Below are 19459 nucleotides of genomic sequence, written 5' to 3'. Positions count from 1 at the left end.
GCTGCCAGCGCAAGGGCCTCGTCGTTAAGTTGTTGGTCTACGGGCGCCGGAACGGCGACCTGTGGACGGGGTTGGCCGTCTGGGAAGAACTGACCCGCTGGGTCGTCTTCAAGAGTGACCACGTTGGCGCCGCGAGCGTATTCCACGGTCCAGCCCTCGGGGGCGAGGTCGCGCAGACCCCCGAATACGGTGGTGATCTGCTCAACGTTGTGGCCGTCCGGCATCCAGCCGGCTTGGCCGGAGTTTCCGGCCCAGTCGCCCAGCTGGTACTGGTGGTCGTTGGCGTTGGGGCCCACCACAGCGATCTTCTTGATTACCGACGGTTCTGCCGCGATCGGCAGCACCCCGTCGTTTTCCAGCAGGACCAGGGAGCGGCGGGTCACATCGAGGTTGATCGCGGTGTGCTCGTCGGTTCCGAGGACCGAGGTGATGCGTGCGGAGTCGGGGCGGCGCGGGTTCTCGAACAGTCCGAGCTCGAACTTGAGGGTCAGGATGCGGGAGACGGCGGCGTCGAGGTCAGCCTCGGTGAGCATGCCCTTTTGCAGTGCGTCGAGTGCACCCTCGTAGAACTGCGGCGTGGTCATGACCATGTCGTTGCCGGCCTTCACTGCGGCCGCGGCGGCGTGCATGTAGTCCGGCATGATCTTCTGCTCCCAGACCATGCGTCCCACGTTGTCCCAGTCGGTGATGAGCATGCCGGTGTAGCCCCATTCGCCGCGCAGGACGTCGTTCAGGAGCCAATTGTTGATCGTGATGGGCACGCCGTCGGTGGACTGGTAACCGAGCATGAACGTGCGGCAGCCTTCCTTGGCCACGCGCTCGAACGGTGGCAGGAACCAGGAGCGCATCTTGCGGTGCGAGACGTCGGCCTCGGAGGCGTCGCGTCCGCCCTGGGTTTCGGAGTAGGCGGCGAAGTGCTTGGCGGTAGCCAGAATCGCGGTCTCATCGTTCAGGCCGTTGCCCTGGTAGCCCTTGACCATCGCGGATGCGAGCTCGCCGATGAGGTGTGGGTCCTCGCCGAACGTCTCGTTGACGCGGCCCCAACGCAGGTCACGCGCGATGCACAGGACGGGGGAGAAGGTCCAGTGGATGCCGGTCGCCGCGGCCTCGACTGCGGTCACGCGGGCGGCCTTTTCTGCCAGTTCGTATGACCACGAGGCAGCCATACCCAGTTGGGTGGGGAAGATCGTGGCACCCGGGAAGAACGAGTGACCGTGAATGCAGTCCTCGCCCACGAGTAGCGGGATCTGCAGTCGAGTCTGGTCGGTCAGCGCGTGCGCCTCAATCAGGTTCTCGGGCGAGGTGTGCAGGATCGAACCCACGTGCCGCTCGTTGACCAGATGGTTCAGGTCCCCGCGGGCATCGAGCTGCATCATCTGCCCAACCTTTTCCTCCGGGGTCATCCGGGAGATGAGGTCGGCGACGCGCTCCGGAATGGGGAGGGAGGCGTCACGATACGTGATCTCGTGAGTCATGGTTACTGCTCCTTCTGGCTGCGAACGATGAACGGCGAACCGTGGATGGCAAGCGGGAAGAGACTCCCTCCGCTAGCAAGATGGTAGCGCTCCCACACTACAAATGACAGGGAGTGCTGCATCGGGTTGGCACGTGCGAGTCAGTTTGCGATCGAGGCAATCATGCGCGCGGTACTAGATCCTGTGCAGGGAAACTTCCTGGAACCGCGGGTCGCTGACCAAGCTGACCACGCTGAGCACTCCGAAAAAGTCGACTAAGCAGGCCACCCCGGCCACGCGATCTAGTGTGATGGGCTGCCGCTCACCTCGGTTGCTTCCGAGCTGACCGGTGACTTCCCGATGCGCATGCTTGTGAGCAGTCCGAACACGAGCACGCTCGCGCCGATCCAACCAGCAATCTGAACGCCGTGGGTGAGGGCCTCGGACGCTGCCTGTGCGATGGGCGCGGTGCGTTCGTCGGCTGCAAACTGAGGGATCAGCCCACCCGATGAGTGCGTCACGGCATCTACGAGCTTTTGCAGCTCAGGGTTCGCGGCCACAAGGTCAGCCGCGCGTGACTGAGTGCCCGACTTGAGTGATGTGAACAGCGCGGTTCCAAGGATCGCGATGCCGAGCGCGGATCCCACCTGGCGGCTTGTGGACTGGGTGGAGGACCCCTGTCCGGAGCGCTCCACTGGGACGTCCACCAGAATGATTGAGGTCAGTTGCGCCGTGGCAAACCCGACGCCCATTCCGTAGATGAACAGGGTGGTCGAGGTCATCCAGAGCGAAGAATCCACCCGGATGAGGGTCGCGAGCGCCGCGATGCCTAGGATCTCCAGAACCAGACCCATGCGAACCATCTGGATCGGGGTCATTATCTTGGCCAGCCCTTGGACGGCGCCGGACGCCACAAATGAGCCCACGGCGAGCGGCACCAGAGCCAGACCTGCGTGGAACGTGTCGAGTCCCGCAACGTTTTGGAACCACAGCGGAAGGGAGAGGATCAGTCCGAACTCTCCCATCGAGACCACGAGCGCCGTGACGTTGCCGTTTGCAAAAGATGAGATTCCGAAGAGCGAGACGTCTAGGATCGTGGAGAGCCCGGCCCGCATGCGGCGGCGTTCCCACAGGACAAAGCTGATGAGGATCGCCACAGCCGCGGCGAACACAATCGGGATGATCGAGAAGTTCCCTAAGTTCGCCGAGGCGCCCGGCTCCGCGCGCCACCAGCCGTAGGTACGGCCCTCAATGAGCGCGAACACTAGTGATCCAAACCCAGCGATGGACAGCAGCCCACCAAACCAGTCCGTGAGCCTCTGCGTGCTGGCCTCCTTGGACTCCGCAATAAACAGCGAGACGCCCAGGATGATGAGCAGACCGAACGGCAGGTTGATGAGGAAGGCCCAGTGCCAGCTGGCAACGGTTGCGAGCCAGCCGCCCACTACCGGCCCAATCGCAGCCATTCCGCCGATCGTGGATCCCCATACAGCGAACGCGATGGTGCGTTCCTTGCCGTGGAAGGTGGCGTTCAGCAGGGAGAGCGTGGTGGGCATGATCATCGAGCCACCGATACCCTGGACCGCACGCGCGGCCACGAGGAACGTGCCGGAGTCGGCTGCCGCGCACGCCATGGACGCCGTAGCAAAGATGATGACACCCGTGATCAGGATGCGCTTGCGCCCGACCTTGTCCGCAACCCTGCCCCACACCATGAGGAGCGCGGCGAACACGAGGGTGTAGATCTCTTGCACCCACTGAACCTGGGTCGTGGAGAGGTCCAGATCCTTGATGATGGGCGGAATAATCACGGAGACGATTGTCGAGTCCATGATGATGAGCGCAACGCCTAGGCTGATTGCGGCGAGTCCCCACCAGCGGTAGGCGTGCAGGCGATCTGATGACATGCGAGTAATGCTACGCCTGCACCTGACAAATCGTCTGAAAAACTCGGGTGCGAGCGCTTGATCTGCTAGTTTGTGTAGGCGATTCGGGGAAACCTAGGACTTTTGGTGCACCGGATACAGCGCAACCTGCGACGCTTTGATGGATGCGACCACACGGTCTCCCGGCAGCAGATTCAGTTCCGCTATTGCTGCCGGTGTCACGTGGGCTCGCAGCCGCTGCGCGCCTGCCGAGAGGCCCGCCGTGCCAGAACCGCCAGAACCAAGCCCAACCCCAGCCCCAGCCCCAACCCCAGCTCCGCCAGAACCAAGCCCAACCCCAGCCCCAACCCCAACCCCAGCCCCGCCAGTTTCAACCTCCAGCGCTACCGACACCACCGCGCCCTGCGATTCCAGGTCCCGCACCACCACGGGCAGCGCGTTGCGGGGGCTTCCGCCGACCTCGTGCCGGTGCAGGCTCACCGCATTGGGTGGGAAGGTTGCGCGCGCAGGGCTGCCCGCGGACACCTCGCCGATCCCGCTCAGCCGCAGCCCGCCTCCGAGGTCAACCACGTCAGTTTCCACGGCCTGTCCGTGCATCAGGTTCAGGCCCACAAACTCCGCCATGAAGTGTGTGGGTGGGGCCGCACATAGCTCGTCCACTGGCCCGTGCGCCACGATCCGCCCGCCTTCGACCAACGCGACCGTGTCCGCCAGCGCGACCACGTCCAGCAGATCGTGCGTCACGATCAGAGCCGTTTGATTAGCGCGTTCCAGTCGCTCCCGCAGGAGCGATCGGACGGCCGGAGTCACGGAGATGTCGAGCGCCGCAAAGGGTTCGTCGAGCAGCAGTAGGTCAGGGTCGATTGCCAGCGCCCGCGCGATGGAGACGCGCTGCGCCTGCCCGCCCGAGAGTGCAGAGGGCTTGCGTTCCGCCAGATCGGCCAGGCCGGTGGCGGCGAGTTCGGCGCGCGCCCGCTCGCGGGCTACGCCCCTGCGCGCGCCGCGCGATCGCGGCCCGAACTCTACGTTTTCAGCCACGTTCAGGTGGGGGAAGAGCAGCGGTCGCTGCTCCACGTAGGACACGGTGCGTTTGTGGGGTGGTACGTGTGTGCTTTCCGACGATAGAGCAGCTCCCAGCATCTCCACCCGTCCGCCCGTGGCCCGTAGGGAGCCGGCGATAAGGCCGAGGAGAGTCGATTTTCCGGCGCCGTTTGGCCCAACAACGGCAACCACCTCGCCCCTGCTGACGTCGAGCGTGAACTGCGCATCGCGGCTGGCCATCGAGGCGGTGACGCTGAGGAAACTAGCCATGAGCCACCACCCTTTCGCCCGTGCCCGAACTGAGCTTGGTGGAGATCGCAACAATCACGACCGCGACCGCGATGAGCACCACGGATAGCGCAAGCGCTAGGTCCGAGTCGGACTCCCGGAGCAGGTAAATCTCGAGGGGGAGGGTACGGGTCGTGCCTTGGAGCGAACCCGCGAACGTCAGAGTTGCGCCAAACTCGCCGAGCGCCCGCGCGAACGCGAGGGCCGTCCCGGAGGCGATAGCCGGTGCCGCAATGGGCACGGTGACCCGCCAGAACACGCGGGAGGGTGAGGCTCCGAGGTTCGCGGCGACCCTTTCATAGCGCGAGCCAGCAGAGCGCAGCGCGCCCTCCAGGGCAATAACCAAGTAGGGAAGCGCAACGAAAGTTTGTGCAATTACTACGGCAATCGTCGTGAATCCAATATCAATTCCCCACGCGGACAGGTGCGCGCCGATCAGGCCGCGCCGGCCGAACGCAGTGAGGAGGGCCAGGCCGGCCACAACGGGTGGGAGGACCATCGGGACGGTCACGAGCGTGCGCAGCGCGCGCACCCAGGGGCGGCGCGAGCGAGCGAGCACGAGTGCGAGGGGCACGCCGAGGAGTAGGACAATTGCGGTGGTCATGAGGCAGGTGAGCAGGGACAGGCGCAGTGCATCCTGAGCGCGATCCGAGGCGAGGAGTTCTGGCAGGGCGGACCACGGGACGCGCACAAACATGGCGGCCAACGGGATCGCGAGGAACGCGATCCCTAGCCAGAACGGAACCCACGCCCAGCGCGGAAACTGATTCATTTGGCCGGGCCGAAGCCGAACTGTTGTAGCTGCGCGGAGCCCGGGCCGGTAATTGCGGCGATGAACGCTGCTCCAGCCTCGGGGTGCGGAGCGTCCTTGACCTGCGCGATCCAGTACGTGTTGGGGTCATCGGTGGCGCCGGGGATCTCGAACGTGAGGACCTTCTTGCCTGCGCCCGAGGCGTCGGTTGCGTAGACGATTCCGGCGTCCGCCTCGCCGGACGTGACCTTGCCAAGCACGTCGGTTACGGAAGATTCCTGGGATACGGGGGCCAGTGTGAGGCCGGTGGACTCGGAAATCCGGGCTGTTGCGGCGCCGCACGGGACGTCGGGCGCACACGTGACTAGGCGGGTTCCGTCCAAGGAGGAGTCGAACCCCGTGATGTAGGCGGGGTTGTCGGCCGGAGTGACCAGGACCAGGTGGTTCGTGGCAAACATGACGGGATCGCCCTCGATCACGCCTGCCGCCACGGCCTTGTCCATGTTGGCCTTGTCGGCTGACGCGAACACGTCGGCTGGGGCGCCTCCAGCGAGCTGGTCGACCAGTCCCGAGGAGCCGTCGAACGAGTAATTCACGTTCGACTCGATCAGCGGAAAGACCTTGGACAGCGACGCGGCCGCAAAGATAGTGGCGCCGTCGGCGGAAGGTGTCTGCGCGTCCGGGTTGGTGCCGATGGTGTTAGTGGTGTTGGCCGTGTTAGGACTGTCGCCGGGCGGGCCTGCTTGCGTTTGGCATCCCGTAATGGATGCGGCCACGGCTGCGGTCACAAACGCGGAGAGCGCGACCGAGTGAAAGCGGGAGCGGAAACGAATCGCGGTCATGGTCGTGGCCCTTCGATGGAAACGTTCGTGGACTTGATGACAGCGGTGGCGATGGATCCGACCTCGAGGCCGAGATCTTGGACGGCCTCGGTCGAGATGAGTGAGACCACTCGGTAATTGCCGCACTGCAGCTCGACCTGGCTCATGACCTGATCCGAGACGATTCGGGATACCAAACCCGTGAGGTGGTTACGGGCAGAACGGTGACCTGCTCCGCCGTCCAGGTGTTCGAGGGAGGCGGCCTGGGCTATTTCCTCCGCGAGGGCCACGAGTTCGGCCCCGTCCACAACCCGCTTCCCCGAGTCGTCCGTGTCCGCGGTGAGTCTGCCTGAGTCGATCCAGCGCCGGATAGTGTCGTCACTGACGCCCATCACGCTAGCAGCTGCGGAGATCCGAATTCTCGCCATAATGCGAATCTAGCACCCGTATATGCGGAAGCAGGTGGAACTTTGGTCCTGGTTTGCGGAACTCACCACCCTCCGGTTCTCCTGCTCTCCCTCCCCACCCTCCTTCCGGCTCTCCCACCCTCTTTCCATCGAGAGTATTCCTGAGCCCACTCTCGACCTCGAGAGTGGGCTCAGGAATACTCTCGATGAAGTAGAGGGGGTTGGGTTGGGGTGGGAGTGGTTGGGGTTGAGGGGTTCTATCCACAACATGTTGTGGATAGGTTGTGGATTGGTGGCCTATTTAGTGGTTGGCGGCGTGTTCGACTTTGCGGTGTCAGAGGGCAGGGCTATAACTGAACGCGTGACTGCACCTCATCGAATCTCCCGCGTAACTGTGTTCACTGGCTCAGCCGATGGAAGCGTGCCCGGCTATAAGAGCGCGGCCCAGCGCGCGGCCGCGGAACTGGCCCAAGCCGACATCGAGATCGTCTACGGCGGCGGCAAAACCGGGCTCATGGGAGCGGTCGCGGACGCCGCACTCGCCGTTGGTGGACGAGTCCACGGTGTGATGCCACGCGCACTCGTGGAATCGGAGATTGCGCATCCAGGCCTTACCACGATTGAGGTGGTCGAGGACATGCACGCACGCAAGGCTCGTATGGCCAAGCTCGGGGATGCTTTTGTGGCGTTCCCTGGTGGGGCTGGCACGCTCGAGGAGTTCTTTGAGGTGTGGACCTGGCAGCAACTCGGCATTCACGCCAAGCCGGTGGCGCTGCTGAACATTAATGGGTTCTGGGACGGCCTACTCAAGGCGATCGACGGCATGATCGTGGGTGGCTTCCTGCGCCCGCAGTACCGAGACTCTCTCATTGTGGAGTCCACCATGCCCAAACTGCTCGAGCGGATGGCTGCGTGGAGCGAGCCCGAGGTGAAGTGGGCCAAGGCATCGTAGGCCGGTTAGGTTCTCAACTGGGTGCAGCGTAAGCCGTGTTCCGCATAATGCCTATGTGTGCGGTGTTCAGCAGAGATCAAAGCGTGCCGCGCGCGGCAGGCGCCAACACCTGCCGCGCCACGGATCTACTAAAGCTCGGCGCTAACTAGGAGCCAAGCACCCGGCGCGCAAACTGTTCTGCGTTCGCCACGAGGGCCTCGATCCGGTCGGCAATGAACTTCTCCGGATCGCGCTTGCCCTCAATCGAGTTGGGCTTGCGGCGCACCTGCTTGGAGCAGCCAAAGTGGCCGTGAATGAGCGTGCCTACGGTGTCGCCCTTGCGGCCGGCCGCGCCCGCACGCTTTGCCACAAACAGCTTGACGTCGCTGACGTCAACGATGTCCTCGCACAGCGCGCACATGGTCTTCTTGGTCTTGTTTCCCGAGGCGCGGAGCATGATGCCCACGGGCTCACCGTCGAGCGGGATGACAACGAAGCCGAGCAGCGGGTTTGAGCGGTCGATCCAGCCGAATACCTCGAGCTTCTCCCACTCCACTGTTTCTAGGCGGAACGGAGGGATGGCTTCGGCCGCCTCGCGCTTGGAGGTGTTTACAAAGGAGTCTCGAAGGGACTTGGGGGTAAGCGGTTGCATGACAAAACTTCCTGATTAATGGGTACGCAAAGAAGCCCGCCTATGCGGGCGGAGGCGATCCGCGAGACGTTGAAGAGCGCCTTGCGGCATACACGCGGGCCGTTGAGCTGTCCGCTGCGCGGTCGCCAGGGGGGAATCAGGAATGTGCAGTGCAGGCCACTTGGGCCACCGGTCCTTTCATAGTGCTACCTCGCCACCGTATACCTGCGCGCCAAGCGTGTGCACCTCATTTGGCGCGAGTCACATCCGCGCACGCAGCCATTCCCGTTGCTCTCGCACGTCCTGTGGGCCGGCTGGCTTACCGTGGCCGGGAAGGTACATCGTTGCAGTGTTTCCGCAGGCCAGGAGCCAATCCAGCGCCCTGACCCATCCCGCTAGGTCGGAATCCGTCTCAATGCTCGGCTCGCCTGCGGTCTCCACAAGGTCTCCCACGATCCACGCGTTCGCCCACGGTACGTGAACCGCCAGGTCCGCCATCGTGTGCGCGGGCGCGAACGCCCGCATCGTCAGCAACTCACTTCCCAGCGTGATGCGCTCCTGATTCTCGACGATAGAGCTAGCACCAGCGATCGTCACGTCATCCCAGAGGCCGGGTTCCACGCCCTCCTCGAACAGGCCGTGCTGGTAGCGCACTAGCTCGAGCACGCCGCGGGTAGCGAGGTGCTCCTCGTGGCGGGCATGCCCATATATGGGTATCCCAGCGTCCGCGAACACGGAGTTACCAAAGCAGTGGTCGTAGTGGGCGTGGGTGTTGATGAGCGCTACACACCCTCCAGTCCGGCGGGCGATTGCCTCTGTCTCACTTAGCCCTGCTGGGGGAGTGAGGTGGCGGTCCAACGTAAGGGATTCGTCGTAAATCTGGCGGCCTTGGGCCGCGTTGTTTCCCGAGTCCACAAGGACAAACCCAGCCGAGCTGCTGATCATATAGGTGTTCACGGCGAAGGGCTTGAGTGCGTGCACGTAGACGCTGGGCGCGATTGCGGTCCAGAACGCGGTGGCGGCAGGATCATCAGGCACGGCGGACTCCGGGGCGGTGGGAACTCGTATGTTCAGGCTAGGGCACGCTCCGCTGGAATGCAGGCAAAGCCCTCGGCCTTAGATGCCCGGACACGGCTGTTCGACCGACTGTGAGGCAATAGTTGTGAGACATGCGGCGGAACCTGTCGGATATGACGGTTTAGGTATGGTCAAGGGGTTAACATTTCTTACAGGACGCGTGGACGGTTTCTACGCCATGCATCCGGCTGCATTCGACAACCCCAGAACTGCGGCGTCTGCTCCGTCTTGCGCGAGACTCGGCAGACGTCGCTTCTTTGGTGAGTAGCTCTGCGTTCTTCGGCAACGTTGCCGAGGGACGTATGCGCGTTTATGGCGGCAGATGGGTCCTCCACCCTGCGATTCCTTGGGGCCATAGCCGCGGACGGTCAGCCACAATAGGATGGAAGACGATCCGTCACAGACCCCGCAGGTGATCCACATGGAACTCAACGACGAGCACAACATCGATCCGCAAGGCTCAACGCCCGCACCCGGGCCCTCCTCAACCGAACCCGAACCCGATTCCGCATCCGCAGATCGCGGGCCTGAGCATGTCGCCCATGCCGGCCGCGAATGGAGAGGGTCCTCTCCGGATGAGTCCGAGACCGAGCGACCTGGAGCCCACAGTTCCCCGATGACCAGCCACCGCCAGCCCCGGGACAGAGGGGACGGTGCCGAGGGTATCCGCAACGAACGCGCGGCGAAACTTCCCGCAAACCTGTCGCGCTCCTGGCTTCTGGTCAACGCAAGCAAACCTGAGCTCTTCGAGGACGCGCTTCGTTCGGAGGCCGACTCTGTCATCTTTGACCTTGAGGCGGCCGTTGCCGACGACCTCAAAGAAGATGCGCGCTACAACGTGATGCGGGCCCTCTCCTCGGGAATGAGCGCTTGGGTGCGCATCAACGCCATGACCTCCCCGCACTGGAAGGACGACGTATCCGCACTGGTCACGGCGGCTGGGCTGCGAGGTGTGATGCTTGCGGAAACCGAGAAGCCCGACCAGGTCACGCTGACCGCCATGCAGTTGCGCGCGGGTACCCCCGTGATCGCGCTGGTGGAGTCAGCGCTCGGGATCGAGAACGCAACAGCGATCGCGTCAGCTCCCGGAACCTTCCGCCTGGCGTTTGGCGTCAACGACTTCCGCAAGGACACGGGCGTCACTGAGGACCCGATGGCACTCGCCTACGCGCGCGGAAAGCTCGTGGTCGCATCCCGTGTAGGCAAGCTGCCCGGTCCGATTGACGGCCCACCAGGTCCTACTGACGAGTGGGAAGATGTGCTCGAGGCGTGCGAGATCACCCAGCGTATGGGTATGACCGGCAAGCTCTGCCTTAACCCGGACCAAGCCGACGACATCAATAAGGGTCTTTCGCCGAGCGTTGAGGAACTCGGCTGGGCTCGTGAAATGATCGAACGGCATGCGCACTCGCTGAGCAGCAAGAAGGGCGTCAACATTGCGGACGGTTCTTACCTGCCGCGACTCGCCCGTGCGCAGAAGATCGCAAACCTCGCCGAGACCTATGGGCTGTGGCGGAACTAGAGGAGCACGCCTAGTGCTCCGCTGAGTGGTTCGTCTTGGCAGTACCCCGTCTCAACCACAAAAGTTCAACTGGCAGAAGCAAGTTAAGGAGCATTCATGTCCGTGGTAGTCATCAACGCAATTTCCGTGCCAGAAGGTGCTGGTCCTGAACTGGAAAAGAGGTTTGCTGCGCGCAAGCACTCAGTGGATCAGGAACCCGGTTTCGAGGGATTCCAGCTGCTGCGACCAACCGCAGGTGAAAACCGTTACTTTGTGATGACCCAGTGGGCGAGCCGCGCAGACTTCGAAGCGTGGAGGGACGGAAAGGCAGCACAGGCACACGCCCGCCCCGAGGGAACGAAGCCCGTAGGTACTGGTGCCGACCTCATGGAGTTTGACGTCGTAGAACTCTAGGGCCCACACCAGCGGGTATTTGACTGCTAACACTCTGCACTTCCCACCACATAGGTTTGAGATCCCCACCCCACATGATCATCACCGTCACACCCAACCCATCCATTGACCGCACCCTAGAAATCCCCAGCCTCGCGCTCGGGGAGGTTAACCGAGCCGATCACTCACGCGTTGACGCGGGTGGAAAGGGGATCAACGTATCGCGGGCGCTCGCGGCTCACGGGACTGGATCCGTAGCGGTGTATCCGCGGGGTGGAAACGATGGTCGGCTGCTCGATTCTCTGCTCTCGCGGGTCGAGGGTGTGCGGGCGGTTGCAGTACCCGTGCGGCAGGACACGCGGTCGAACCTCACCATTGCTCACGATGGTGGGTCCACAACCAAGCTGAACGCACCAGGGCCAGTCGTGGAGGCAGCGGAACTTGAGGCGCTGACCGCTTCCGTCCTGCGGGCCGTCGATGAAGCGGCTGCCGCCGGACCCAGCACAGCAACTGTGGTGGCGTGCGGAAGCTTGCCGCCCGGCGTCGGCACGGACTACTACGCCCGCCTGGCCGAGGCCGTGACAGCGGCCGGCGCACGGTTCGTGCTCGACACCTCCGGTGAGGCGCTGAGCCAGACGATCGTGGACACCGTGGCGCAAATCTGGCTGATCAAACCCAACCTCGAGGAACTCTCCGAGCTGGTGAATCGGCCACTGGTCACGGTGGCGGACGTGGTCACCGCGGTGAAACTGCTTGGCTGCGTGGACAACGCGCTCGTGAGCCTAGGGAGTCTCGGCGCGCTCCTCGTGTCCCGGCGCGGGGTGTGGCTGGCGCAGGGCGAACCAATCGTTGCGCGCTCGAGCGTGGGCGCCGGCGACTCCATGCTCGCTGGGTTCCTACATGCGGTAGGTGATCCGGTTTCCGGCGCCGAACCGGACTTTGCCGAGGCGCTGAAGAGTGCCGCGGCATGGGGACAGGCCGCAGTGCGGCAGCCAGGCACGGCTGTCCCGCGGCCGGGCGACGTGGAACGGGAAGTGACCACGATCGTCGAAAATCCGGACAGGTCACTGCGCCTAGCGCAGTGACTGCAGGGCAACGGGGTGGTAACCGCACCACAGCACAACGGGCGTGCCGCGGGGCCTCTGACTAGTCCTGCGAGGCCAGGTTTTTGAGGATCTCCTCAAACGTGGTGCGGTCGAGGAGGCCGTGATCGAATGCTAGGCCGACCTCATCAAAAGCGGCACGTGTGGGGACGGCGTGCAGGCCACGCATTTCACCTTCGGGTGCGTAGTCCCACGTGCTCAACTCGGCCACAACCTCGGATCGGGAGAGCAACCCCACAGCAAAACGTTGGCAGATCTCATACGGGTTGGCACCGGAAAAACCGGGCCGGGCGGGAGTCACATCAGCGGCCTGTACGAGCACCATCTCGACCTCAAAAGTGGTTAGGTGCATGGGTGTCGCAATGCGCTCGAGGGGCAGATCTGACTCCGCGACCTGAAGCATTGCGCGCAGATAGTCGAGCTCTGCGATCACGAAAGAGTGGTGTGCGAGGTGGGCGCGCCACACTCGTTCCTTGGTGACGCTGTCTAGTCGGTCGCCGTATGAATCTGTCATGGCCGGTGTCCCCTCGCGGTATTGCCCCTACCGTTTTGCCCAGCCTATAACCAAGGTCGCGCGGTTACGACCGGGAGGAGGGTTACTCCGAACGGGAGGCGGGCGTGCGAGGTTACGAGCGGGCCGCGGGCCACGCCCACTCGGGGCCCTCAAAGCGCATCTGCCCCACTATGGAGGTGGGGGAGCCGGGTGCGAGCTCGATGACGTTCGTGGCGGATTGCTCCTCGCGCAAGGTCTGCACGAGGGATTCGGAGTGCGAGACCACGATGATCTGGGAGTCGCGGGAGGCGGTCACGATCATGCGAGCGAGAGCCGGCACGAGTGAGGCGTGCAGCGAGGATTCGGGCTCGTTGAGGACCAGTAGCGGTGCGGGTCTAGGAGAGTGCAGGATCGTGGCGAGCATGATGAAACGCAGTGTCCCGTCCGAGATCTCGGAGGCGTTCAGTGCGCGTTTCAGGCCGGAGCTTTGGAATGCAAGTGTTGCGATTCCCCGTTCGTCCTCTTCCACCGAGATGTCAGCGCCGTCGAAGGCTCCGGCAACGGCGGCGCGCAAACTCCGCTCTTGGCCAACCCTTAGGACGGTGGCGAGCGCCGAGGCCAGGTTGGAGCCATCGGGCGCGAGCGTGGGCGTGAAGGTTGCGGGGCTCGGGCGGCGTGCGGGGGAATTGAGGTCCACTCGCAGGCCGTCGTAAAAACGCCAGCCGCGAGCGGTTTCCTTAAGGGAATAAAGCTCAGGGGAGATCATTGGGTCGGTGAGCGCAGCCAGCATTGACTCCTCGGGACGAGGCTTCCAGGGCGAGGCCTCCTTACTGCCGGACTCGGATACGAGCGTCACATTCTGTCCCGAGCGCTGCGCCAGAATCGTGGCTGGGCGCGGAACTGTGCCGTGCCAGACCGTCTCTGACTTGACCTCGGGGTCCAGCGGGAACGGGCCCATCTGGGGGAGGCCAAGGTCGATCGCGTAGTTGAAGTCGTCGGTCGCAATACCGAGGCGCAGGGCCACGCGCTTGGAGCGCCGAGGCCCCGCGTACAGCGCGTTGCGGAGGCCGCCCTCGTGCGCCAGGGAGGTGAGGGCGCCGTGGTGCACGACCTCATTGATGAGGCCGAGCGCCCGGTACAGGTTGGACTTCCCGGAGCCGTTTGGGCCCGTGATCACGTTCAGTTGTTCGAACCCGACGGTGACGTCCTCGAGCGAGCGATAGTTCTCAATGGCCAGGGTCTTGAGCATGTAGTCAGGTTACGGCAGGGGTGTGACAGGGCGTTTGTGGGACAGCCCGCCCGCCACGAAGGCGTGCTTCCGAACCACCCCGACCCTACCCCCACCCCACCCCGCAGTGATCGAGAGTATCCCTGAGCCCACTCTCGATGTCGGGAGTGGGCTCAGGGATACTCTCGATCGGAGGGGCAGTCGCGAATCGGAGTATCAGTCGCGGATCGGCGATCCCGCAACCATGAAGTCGTACCCGCCGTAGTCGCCAGTCAGCATGGGCATTGCCTCGGAGATGGCGGCCTTGACCTCGTCTAGGTCGAGGGACTTGTCGTGCGCCTCCGCGGACTCCCAGATCTCGGCTACGTACACGGTGTCCGGGTCGTCGTCGCGTCCGCCCACCTCGTACACGAGGCAGCCGATGTCCCCCAGCGAGGCGTTCTTGCGGATGAGGATGTCGATCACGGCGTCGCGCATTCCGGGCTTCACGCCCATCGTGCCGATAGATGCATAGGTCATGATTCAACGCTATCAGCGTCGGGTCTAGAGTAAGGAGCACACAACCTCGGATTCTCGCGAAAGGCCCATCAGTATGACGTCGACTCAGCCAGCCACCCTCCCGACGACCAAGCGCGCAGTGGTCACAGGGGGATCGTCGGGAATCGGTGCAGCAACCGTGCGCGCGTTGCGCGCGCAGGGCTGGGACGTGGTCGCGGTCGCGCGGCGGGCCGAGCGCCTTGAGGCGCTCGCCGCCGAGACCGGCTGTGAAATCGTGGTTGCGGATGTGACTAACGACGATTCAGTCACCCAGGCGGTCACGTCCATTACCGCTGGTGGCAGGGTGGATGTGCTTGTCAACAACGCGGGTGGGGCGCTCGGCTTGGACCGCGTGGACGGCGCGGACCTGGGCAAGTGGAGTGCGATGTACGAGCTCAACGTGGTGGGAACCCTGCGCATGACTCAGGCGCTGTTGCCGGCGCTGAGGGAAACCGCGGGCGACATCGTGTTTATTACCTCGACCGCCGGACACGAACCCTACGAGGGCGGCGCCGGTTATGTGGCGTCCAAGTATGGCGAGCGCGTCGCCGCGCGCACGCTGCGCCTCGAGCTTGTGGGTGAGCCCCTGCGCGTCATCGAAATCGCGCCGGGAATGGTCCACACAGAGGAGTTTTCGCTGGTCAGGTTCGACGGGGACGCTGAGCGCGCGGCGGGCGTGTACGAGAACGTGGACCGTCCGCTGTTGGCCGAGGACATTGCTGAGGCCGTGCGCTGGACCGTGACGCTGCCCAAGCACGTCAACATCGACACCATGATTGTGCGCCCGGTGGCGCAGGGCGGCGCAACCAAGTTGGCCAAGGGGCCGCTGGGATTCCAAGACTAAGCATGGGAGCCTCTCCCTACCGGGGAGAGGGAGCGCGGTGAGAAACAGTGATGGCCGGCTTTCCTTGTGGGAAAGCCGGCCATATTGGTGTTGCCGTCACTGGAGTTGTTGGTTCTCGGGCACGGATGGCGGCACTACACGCTCACTGGGAGCGTTGCGCTCACGAGGAGCACGGGTAGAGCCCTTCACCGGGTGGCAACACCAAACTCGGGGGAACTGGGAAGTCCGACAGCACCAGTTGCGGTGCAGGCGGATGCTTGCAGTTCTTGTGTCTTCTAACTTATCTCGCCATCGAAATATTCCGCGATCTGTCACACAAGAGGTGATGCATTGCACTTGGCAAGGGTAGGGTCACTTAAGCAAGTGGAACAGAGCCGCCACGGACAGTGTTGTCACTGGCAAAGGCACCGATGGACAAAGGAAACTCATGTCGAATCTGACAATTGGCTATGCAGCAATGCTGGAACAGTTTCACCCAACAGACATCATCGAGTACTCGCAGTACGCCGAAGAAAACGGGTTCTCTGGCGTCATGGCTGCGGACCACTTCCAGCCGTGGGTTCCTCAGCAGGGACAGAGCGCCTTTGTGTGGAACGTGCTGTCGGCCCTTGGTGAGCGCACGCGCGGAGACATTGGCCCGGGTGTCACTGCCCCAACCTTCCGCTGGCACCCGGCGATGGTCGCGCAGGCCTCGGCCACGCTGGCAGCGATGTACCCGGGCCGCCACTGGCTTGGGCTGGGCTCAGGCGAGGCCCTCAACGAGCACATCATGGGCCAGTACTGGCCGGAGGCTCCAGAACGCATCAACCGCATGTTCGAGGCCATCGACATTATCAAGAAGCTGTTCAATGCCTCGCTCGCGGGTAAGGACGTCAAGCACCAGGGCCAGTTCTACAAGATGGAGTCCACCCGCCTGTGGACCATGCCCGAGGTAGCGCCAGAGATCCTCGTGGCCACCGCCGGACCCGTCACTGCCAAGCGCGCCGGCAAGCATGCGGATGGGCTCATCACGGTGGGTGCCCCGCTGGAAAAGATTGAGATGCTGTTCGGCAAGTTTGCGGACGGTGCCCGCGAGGTAGGGCGTGACCCTGAGGCGATGCCCAAGGTCCTGCAGATTCACATGTCGTGGGCTCCCACTGACGAGGAAGCCCTGCGTAACGCAATGGTCGAGTGGCCGAACGGTGGCATGAAGTTCCCCAAGGCTGACATCCGCTCCCCGTTTGAGTTTGAGCAGATGGCCAAGCTCGTGCGCCCAGAGGACTTTGAGGGCCGCATGGTTATCTCCTCCGACCCCGACAAGCACCGCGAACACATCCAGAAGTTCGTGGATCTCGGGTTCGACCGCATCTACCTGCACAACGTTGGCCGCAACCAGAAGGAATGGATCGACGTCTTCGGCCGCGAGGTGCTGCCAAAGCTCAAGCGCTGAGCGCCCCACCCCGCCCGCACCGGCTTCTCTAGCCGAGATTGCACCTGGGGGTCCGAGACTGCACGGCCGCCGTGCACTCTCGGACCCCCAGGTGCAATCTCGGCGTTTGGTGGATGGGGTGGAGTGCTCTGGCGCGCAGGTAGGGTGGGGACATGTTCCAACGTCCTGCCAATGTCGACGCCGCGCTTAACCTCGTGTTGGATGAACTGCCTGTGGCCTGGCGCGATCTTCCGCGTCAGGTTGTTTCCGGAGGATCGGCCCACGAGACAGTGTTGGTAGGGCAGAAGGCTGCGGTCCGCATTGCGCGCGATGCTGGGGTAGCCGCTCGAATGGCGCGTCGGCAGCGGGTTGTGGATTCCCTTCCCGATTTCAGTTTCCGGACACCACGGTCACTTTCCAGCGTTGTCAATGCAGATGGCACAAGTGCAGTGGCAGTTGAGTACATCCCTGGAGAAGCAATCACCTCCGGGACGGGAGACCCCAACCAACTTATGGATCTCCTCCGCGAACTGTGGAATGCCGACCTAGCACCGATCGCCCCCTTTGTGGCTGAACCGCTCGAATACTGTGGTGGAGACACGTGGCGCCATGTCATGGAGGAACGGGTGCTTCCGCTCTTCGGTAGTTCGTATCGAGGGAAAGTAGCCAACTCAATCGGTGCCCTCGGGGACGTCATTTCGCGTGGATATTCCAGCCCGGTCCTCAGCCATGGGGACCTTGCCGGTCACAACATGATGTGGCAGGACGGCGTGTTGGTTGGGGTTATTGACTGGGATCTTGCATCACTGAGCGACCGCAGTACGGACGTTGCATCACTTGCTGCATGGCACGGGTTCGACATCGTCGAGCGTGCGGTGGAGGACCCCCAAGTTATTCGAGATGCTAGGGTGCGATTCGCCAGCTTTCCACTGCAAAACGTGGCGTTCGCGGTGCTCAATGGACGCTCTGCCCAAGAGATCGAGCAAACTGTAGCGCGAGCTGAAGAACGTCTAGCCCGCCGCTAACTTCATCCTTTCCCTTTCCTGCCTACCCAGGCTGCAAGGAGTGCCCGAACCTTGCGTGACCACATACCCTATGGGAGATCTCACAGCGTATGGTTGGTCGGGCGGGCTGGAGGAGGCGCCGCGATAGCGGTGCCCGCCGCGTGGGGAGTCGTGCGCGCAAGACGCCCTATTGCAAGTGACTCAGGTCACGCTATCCTGTCCTAATGTCAGATACCCCCGCCGCTCCGGGACCCGCACGCCCGGCCGACCCCGCATCCCCTGCACAGTCCGTGAACTCGGCCGGAAAATCAGCGTTTTCCGGTGTTGGCTCGGCAATCGGAGTCACCGCCGCGACCGCTGGAATCAGCCTTGCTGCGCTAGGAATAAACGGTGCCATTCGCGCCGCTCGCCACACTCCAAACCAGGAGATTGGCGAGCCCCACGCCACCAACCCTGAGCTTATGGACCTCGCCGCCGAGGACCTGGCCGCGCTGATTCGCTGCGCCACCGTGTCCAAGCCTGAGCTGCGTGATCCCGCGACCTTCGCCGCGCTCCACGCCGCCATCGAGGAGCGGTTCCCGCTGCTTGCGCGCACCCTTGAGCCCACGCCCGTGGGCCAGGCCGGGGTTATGTATAGGTGGGTTGGTGCTGGTAGCGGCGGTATCGTCGAAAATCAGATTCACCGCGAACCCTCCACCACATCCTCCACCCCAGCCCCCAGCGGGGCTGGGCGCGACGAGCGCCCACTCGTACTCATGGCCCATCTGGACGTGGTGCCGGCGGAGGATCCAGCGGCCTGGACGCACGGACCGTTCAGCGCCGTTAATGACGGCGAGCGGATCCACGGGCGTGGAGCGATCGACGATAAGGGCGCGCTTGTCACGATTCTGCGGGGAGTTGAGACGCTTCTGGCCAGCGGTTTCACCCCGAATCGGGACGTGTGGCTGTGCCTTGGTGATACCGAGGAGGTCGCCGGGGATACCGCGATCGAGATGGCTGACAAGCTTTCGGAACTGGGGGTCGAGCCGTTCCTCGTGCTGGACGAGGGTGGCGCCGTGGTCGAGCCCGGATCCCTGCCGGGCGTGCCGCACTGGGCGGCCATGATCGGGGTCGCGGAAAAGGGCATCCTGGACGTCCAGCTCACGGCGACGGCCCCGGGCGGACACTCCTCAACCCCAGCCAAGAACGGCGCAACCGTGCGCATTGCGCGGGCGATTATGCGGATCGAAAAATATGCGTTCCCATCCTCGCTGCCCGAGCCCACCCGGCTGATGATGTCGGAACTAGGCAGGTACGCGAGCGGCGCTCTGAAGTTCGTGTACGCGAACGTGGACGCGCTCGCGGGACCGCTCACCAAGGCCCTCCAACTGGCGGGGCCCGAGACGGCAGCCATGACCCGGACCACCGCTGCAGTGACGCAGCTGAGTGGGTCGCCAGCCTCCAACGTCTTGGCGGAGTCGGCCACCGCCACGGTGAACCTGCGGCTCGCGGTTGGCTCGTCGAGCGCGGACGCTGTGGCCCATGTGCGCCGTGCAATCGACGATGACCTCATCGACATTGAGATCCTCGATGTCACGGAGCCCTCAGCGGTGTCCCGCGCCGACGGCCAGGCGTGGGACATCCTGTGCGCGAGCGTTCGCGATGCGTTCCCCGATGCGATC

19 protein-coding genes are annotated in these 19459 nt (G+C 63.7%); 8 read left to right on the top strand and 11 right to left on the bottom strand.

All coding sequences use genetic code 11. The features are described 5' to 3' along the window. From HGSM_RS02330 to HGSM_RS02305, 6 genes are all read right to left on the bottom strand, one after another. Positions 1 to 1475: glycoside hydrolase family 3 protein (locus HGSM_RS02330; RefSeq protein WP_040594247.1), on the bottom strand; the 1475-nt coding region annotated here is incomplete at its 3' end. 281 nt (positions 1476 to 1756) lie between these two features. Beyond that, the gene (locus tag HGSM_RS02325) at positions 1757 to 3361 is read right to left on the bottom strand and encodes an MFS transporter (RefSeq protein WP_019147126.1); all 1605 of its coding nucleotides are present in this window, start codon (positions 3359 to 3361) and stop codon (positions 1757 to 1759) included. A gap of 93 nt (positions 3362 to 3454) precedes the next feature. Then, complete coding sequence (locus HGSM_RS02320; RefSeq protein ID WP_019147125.1) at positions 3455 to 4651, bottom strand: sulfate/molybdate ABC transporter ATP-binding protein; 1197 nt, start codon at positions 4649 to 4651, stop codon at positions 3455 to 3457. Continuing rightward, the gene (locus HGSM_RS02315) at positions 4644 to 5441 is read right to left on the bottom strand and encodes an ABC transporter permease (protein WP_019147124.1); all 798 of its coding nucleotides are present in this window, start codon (positions 5439 to 5441) and stop codon (positions 4644 to 4646) included. Before HGSM_RS02315 ends, HGSM_RS02320 begins: the two co-directional genes overlap by 8 nt. After that, on the bottom strand, positions 5438 to 6262 hold the full coding sequence (modA, locus tag HGSM_RS02310) for a molybdate ABC transporter substrate-binding protein (protein ID WP_019147123.1): 825 nt from the start codon (positions 6260 to 6262) through the stop codon (positions 5438 to 5440). Before modA ends, HGSM_RS02315 begins: the two co-directional genes overlap by 4 nt. Further along, complete coding sequence (locus HGSM_RS02305; protein WP_019147122.1) at positions 6259 to 6669, bottom strand: TOBE domain-containing protein; 411 nt, start codon at positions 6667 to 6669, stop codon at positions 6259 to 6261. Before HGSM_RS02305 ends, modA begins: the two co-directional genes overlap by 4 nt. Before the next feature lie 340 nt (positions 6670 to 7009). On the opposite strand from HGSM_RS02305, the gene HGSM_RS02300 reads away from it, so the two are divergent. After that, on the top strand, positions 7010 to 7600 hold the full coding sequence (locus HGSM_RS02300; protein WP_040594511.1) for an LOG family protein: 591 nt from the start codon (positions 7010 to 7012) through the stop codon (positions 7598 to 7600). A 145-nt stretch (positions 7601 to 7745) separates the two neighbouring features. On the opposite strand, the gene HGSM_RS02295 is transcribed toward HGSM_RS02300, so the two are convergent. Together HGSM_RS02295 and HGSM_RS02290 are read right to left on the bottom strand one after the other, a co-directional pair. Then, positions 7746 to 8231 carry an FBP domain-containing protein gene (locus HGSM_RS02295; protein WP_019147120.1) on the bottom strand — a complete coding sequence of 162 codons (486 nt, stop codon included), beginning with the start codon at positions 8229 to 8231 and terminating at the stop codon, positions 7746 to 7748. A 240-nt stretch (positions 8232 to 8471) separates the two neighbouring features. Continuing rightward, the gene (locus tag HGSM_RS02290) at positions 8472 to 9248 is read right to left on the bottom strand and encodes an MBL fold metallo-hydrolase (RefSeq protein ID WP_019147119.1); all 777 of its coding nucleotides are present in this window, start codon (positions 9246 to 9248) and stop codon (positions 8472 to 8474) included. A gap of 655 nt (positions 9249 to 9903) precedes the next feature. Here HGSM_RS02290 and HGSM_RS02285 point away from each other — a divergent pair. From HGSM_RS02285 to HGSM_RS02275, 3 genes are all read left to right on the top strand, one after another. Beyond that, positions 9904 to 10809 (top strand): HpcH/HpaI aldolase/citrate lyase family protein, encoded by a 906-nt coding sequence (locus tag HGSM_RS02285; RefSeq protein ID WP_051009628.1) that lies wholly within the window; start codon positions 9904 to 9906, stop codon positions 10807 to 10809. Between the two features lie 96 nt (positions 10810 to 10905). Further along, positions 10906 to 11202 carry an antibiotic biosynthesis monooxygenase family protein gene (locus HGSM_RS02280; RefSeq protein WP_019147117.1) on the top strand — a complete coding sequence of 99 codons (297 nt, stop codon included), beginning with the start codon at positions 10906 to 10908 and terminating at the stop codon, positions 11200 to 11202. A gap of 74 nt (positions 11203 to 11276) precedes the next feature. Further along, positions 11277 to 12266: a 1-phosphofructokinase family hexose kinase gene (locus tag HGSM_RS02275; RefSeq protein ID WP_019147116.1), complete on the top strand. Its 990-nt coding sequence runs from the start codon at positions 11277 to 11279 to the stop codon at positions 12264 to 12266. A 61-nt stretch (positions 12267 to 12327) separates the two neighbouring features. Here HGSM_RS02275 and HGSM_RS02270 read toward each other — a convergent pair whose 3' ends face one another. The 3 genes from HGSM_RS02270 to HGSM_RS02260 all read right to left on the bottom strand — a co-directional run bounded on the left by HGSM_RS02270 (position 12328) and on the right by HGSM_RS02260 (position 14524). After that, entirely contained in the window at positions 12328 to 12798 is a 471-nt protein-coding gene (locus HGSM_RS02270) for a hypothetical protein (protein ID WP_154646213.1), read from the bottom strand. A 112-nt stretch (positions 12799 to 12910) separates the two neighbouring features. Further along, positions 12911 to 14026: an AAA family ATPase gene (locus HGSM_RS02265; RefSeq protein WP_019147114.1), complete on the bottom strand. Its 1116-nt coding sequence runs from the start codon at positions 14024 to 14026 to the stop codon at positions 12911 to 12913. A 195-nt stretch (positions 14027 to 14221) separates the two neighbouring features. Next, the gene (locus HGSM_RS02260; RefSeq protein ID WP_019147113.1) at positions 14222 to 14524 is read right to left on the bottom strand and encodes a putative quinol monooxygenase; all 303 of its coding nucleotides are present in this window, start codon (positions 14522 to 14524) and stop codon (positions 14222 to 14224) included. A gap of 73 nt (positions 14525 to 14597) precedes the next feature. Between HGSM_RS02260 and HGSM_RS02255 the strand changes: the two genes are divergently transcribed. The 4 genes from HGSM_RS02255 to HGSM_RS02240 all read left to right on the top strand — a co-directional run. Then, on the top strand, positions 14598 to 15386 hold the full coding sequence (locus tag HGSM_RS02255; RefSeq protein WP_019147112.1) for an SDR family oxidoreductase: 789 nt from the start codon (positions 14598 to 14600) through the stop codon (positions 15384 to 15386). A gap of 427 nt (positions 15387 to 15813) precedes the next feature. Continuing rightward, complete coding sequence (locus tag HGSM_RS02250; RefSeq protein ID WP_019147111.1) at positions 15814 to 16815, top strand: TIGR03557 family F420-dependent LLM class oxidoreductase; 1002 nt, start codon at positions 15814 to 15816, stop codon at positions 16813 to 16815. A 152-nt stretch (positions 16816 to 16967) separates the two neighbouring features. Continuing rightward, complete coding sequence (locus HGSM_RS02245; protein ID WP_019147110.1) at positions 16968 to 17819, top strand: phosphotransferase family protein; 852 nt, start codon at positions 16968 to 16970, stop codon at positions 17817 to 17819. A gap of 203 nt (positions 17820 to 18022) precedes the next feature. Then, the coding region (locus tag HGSM_RS02240; RefSeq protein WP_051009561.1) for a M20/M25/M40 family metallo-hydrolase at positions 18023 to 19459 on the top strand (1437 nt) is incomplete at its 3' end.

The sequence above is a fragment of the Timonella senegalensis JC301 genome, from assembly GCF_000312125.1.
Classification (GTDB): Bacteria; Actinomycetota; Actinomycetes; order Actinomycetales; family Cellulomonadaceae; genus Timonella; species Timonella senegalensis.
The sequence above is the reverse complement of the archived record's forward strand: the minus strand, read 5'-3'. Positions and strand labels throughout refer to the sequence as shown.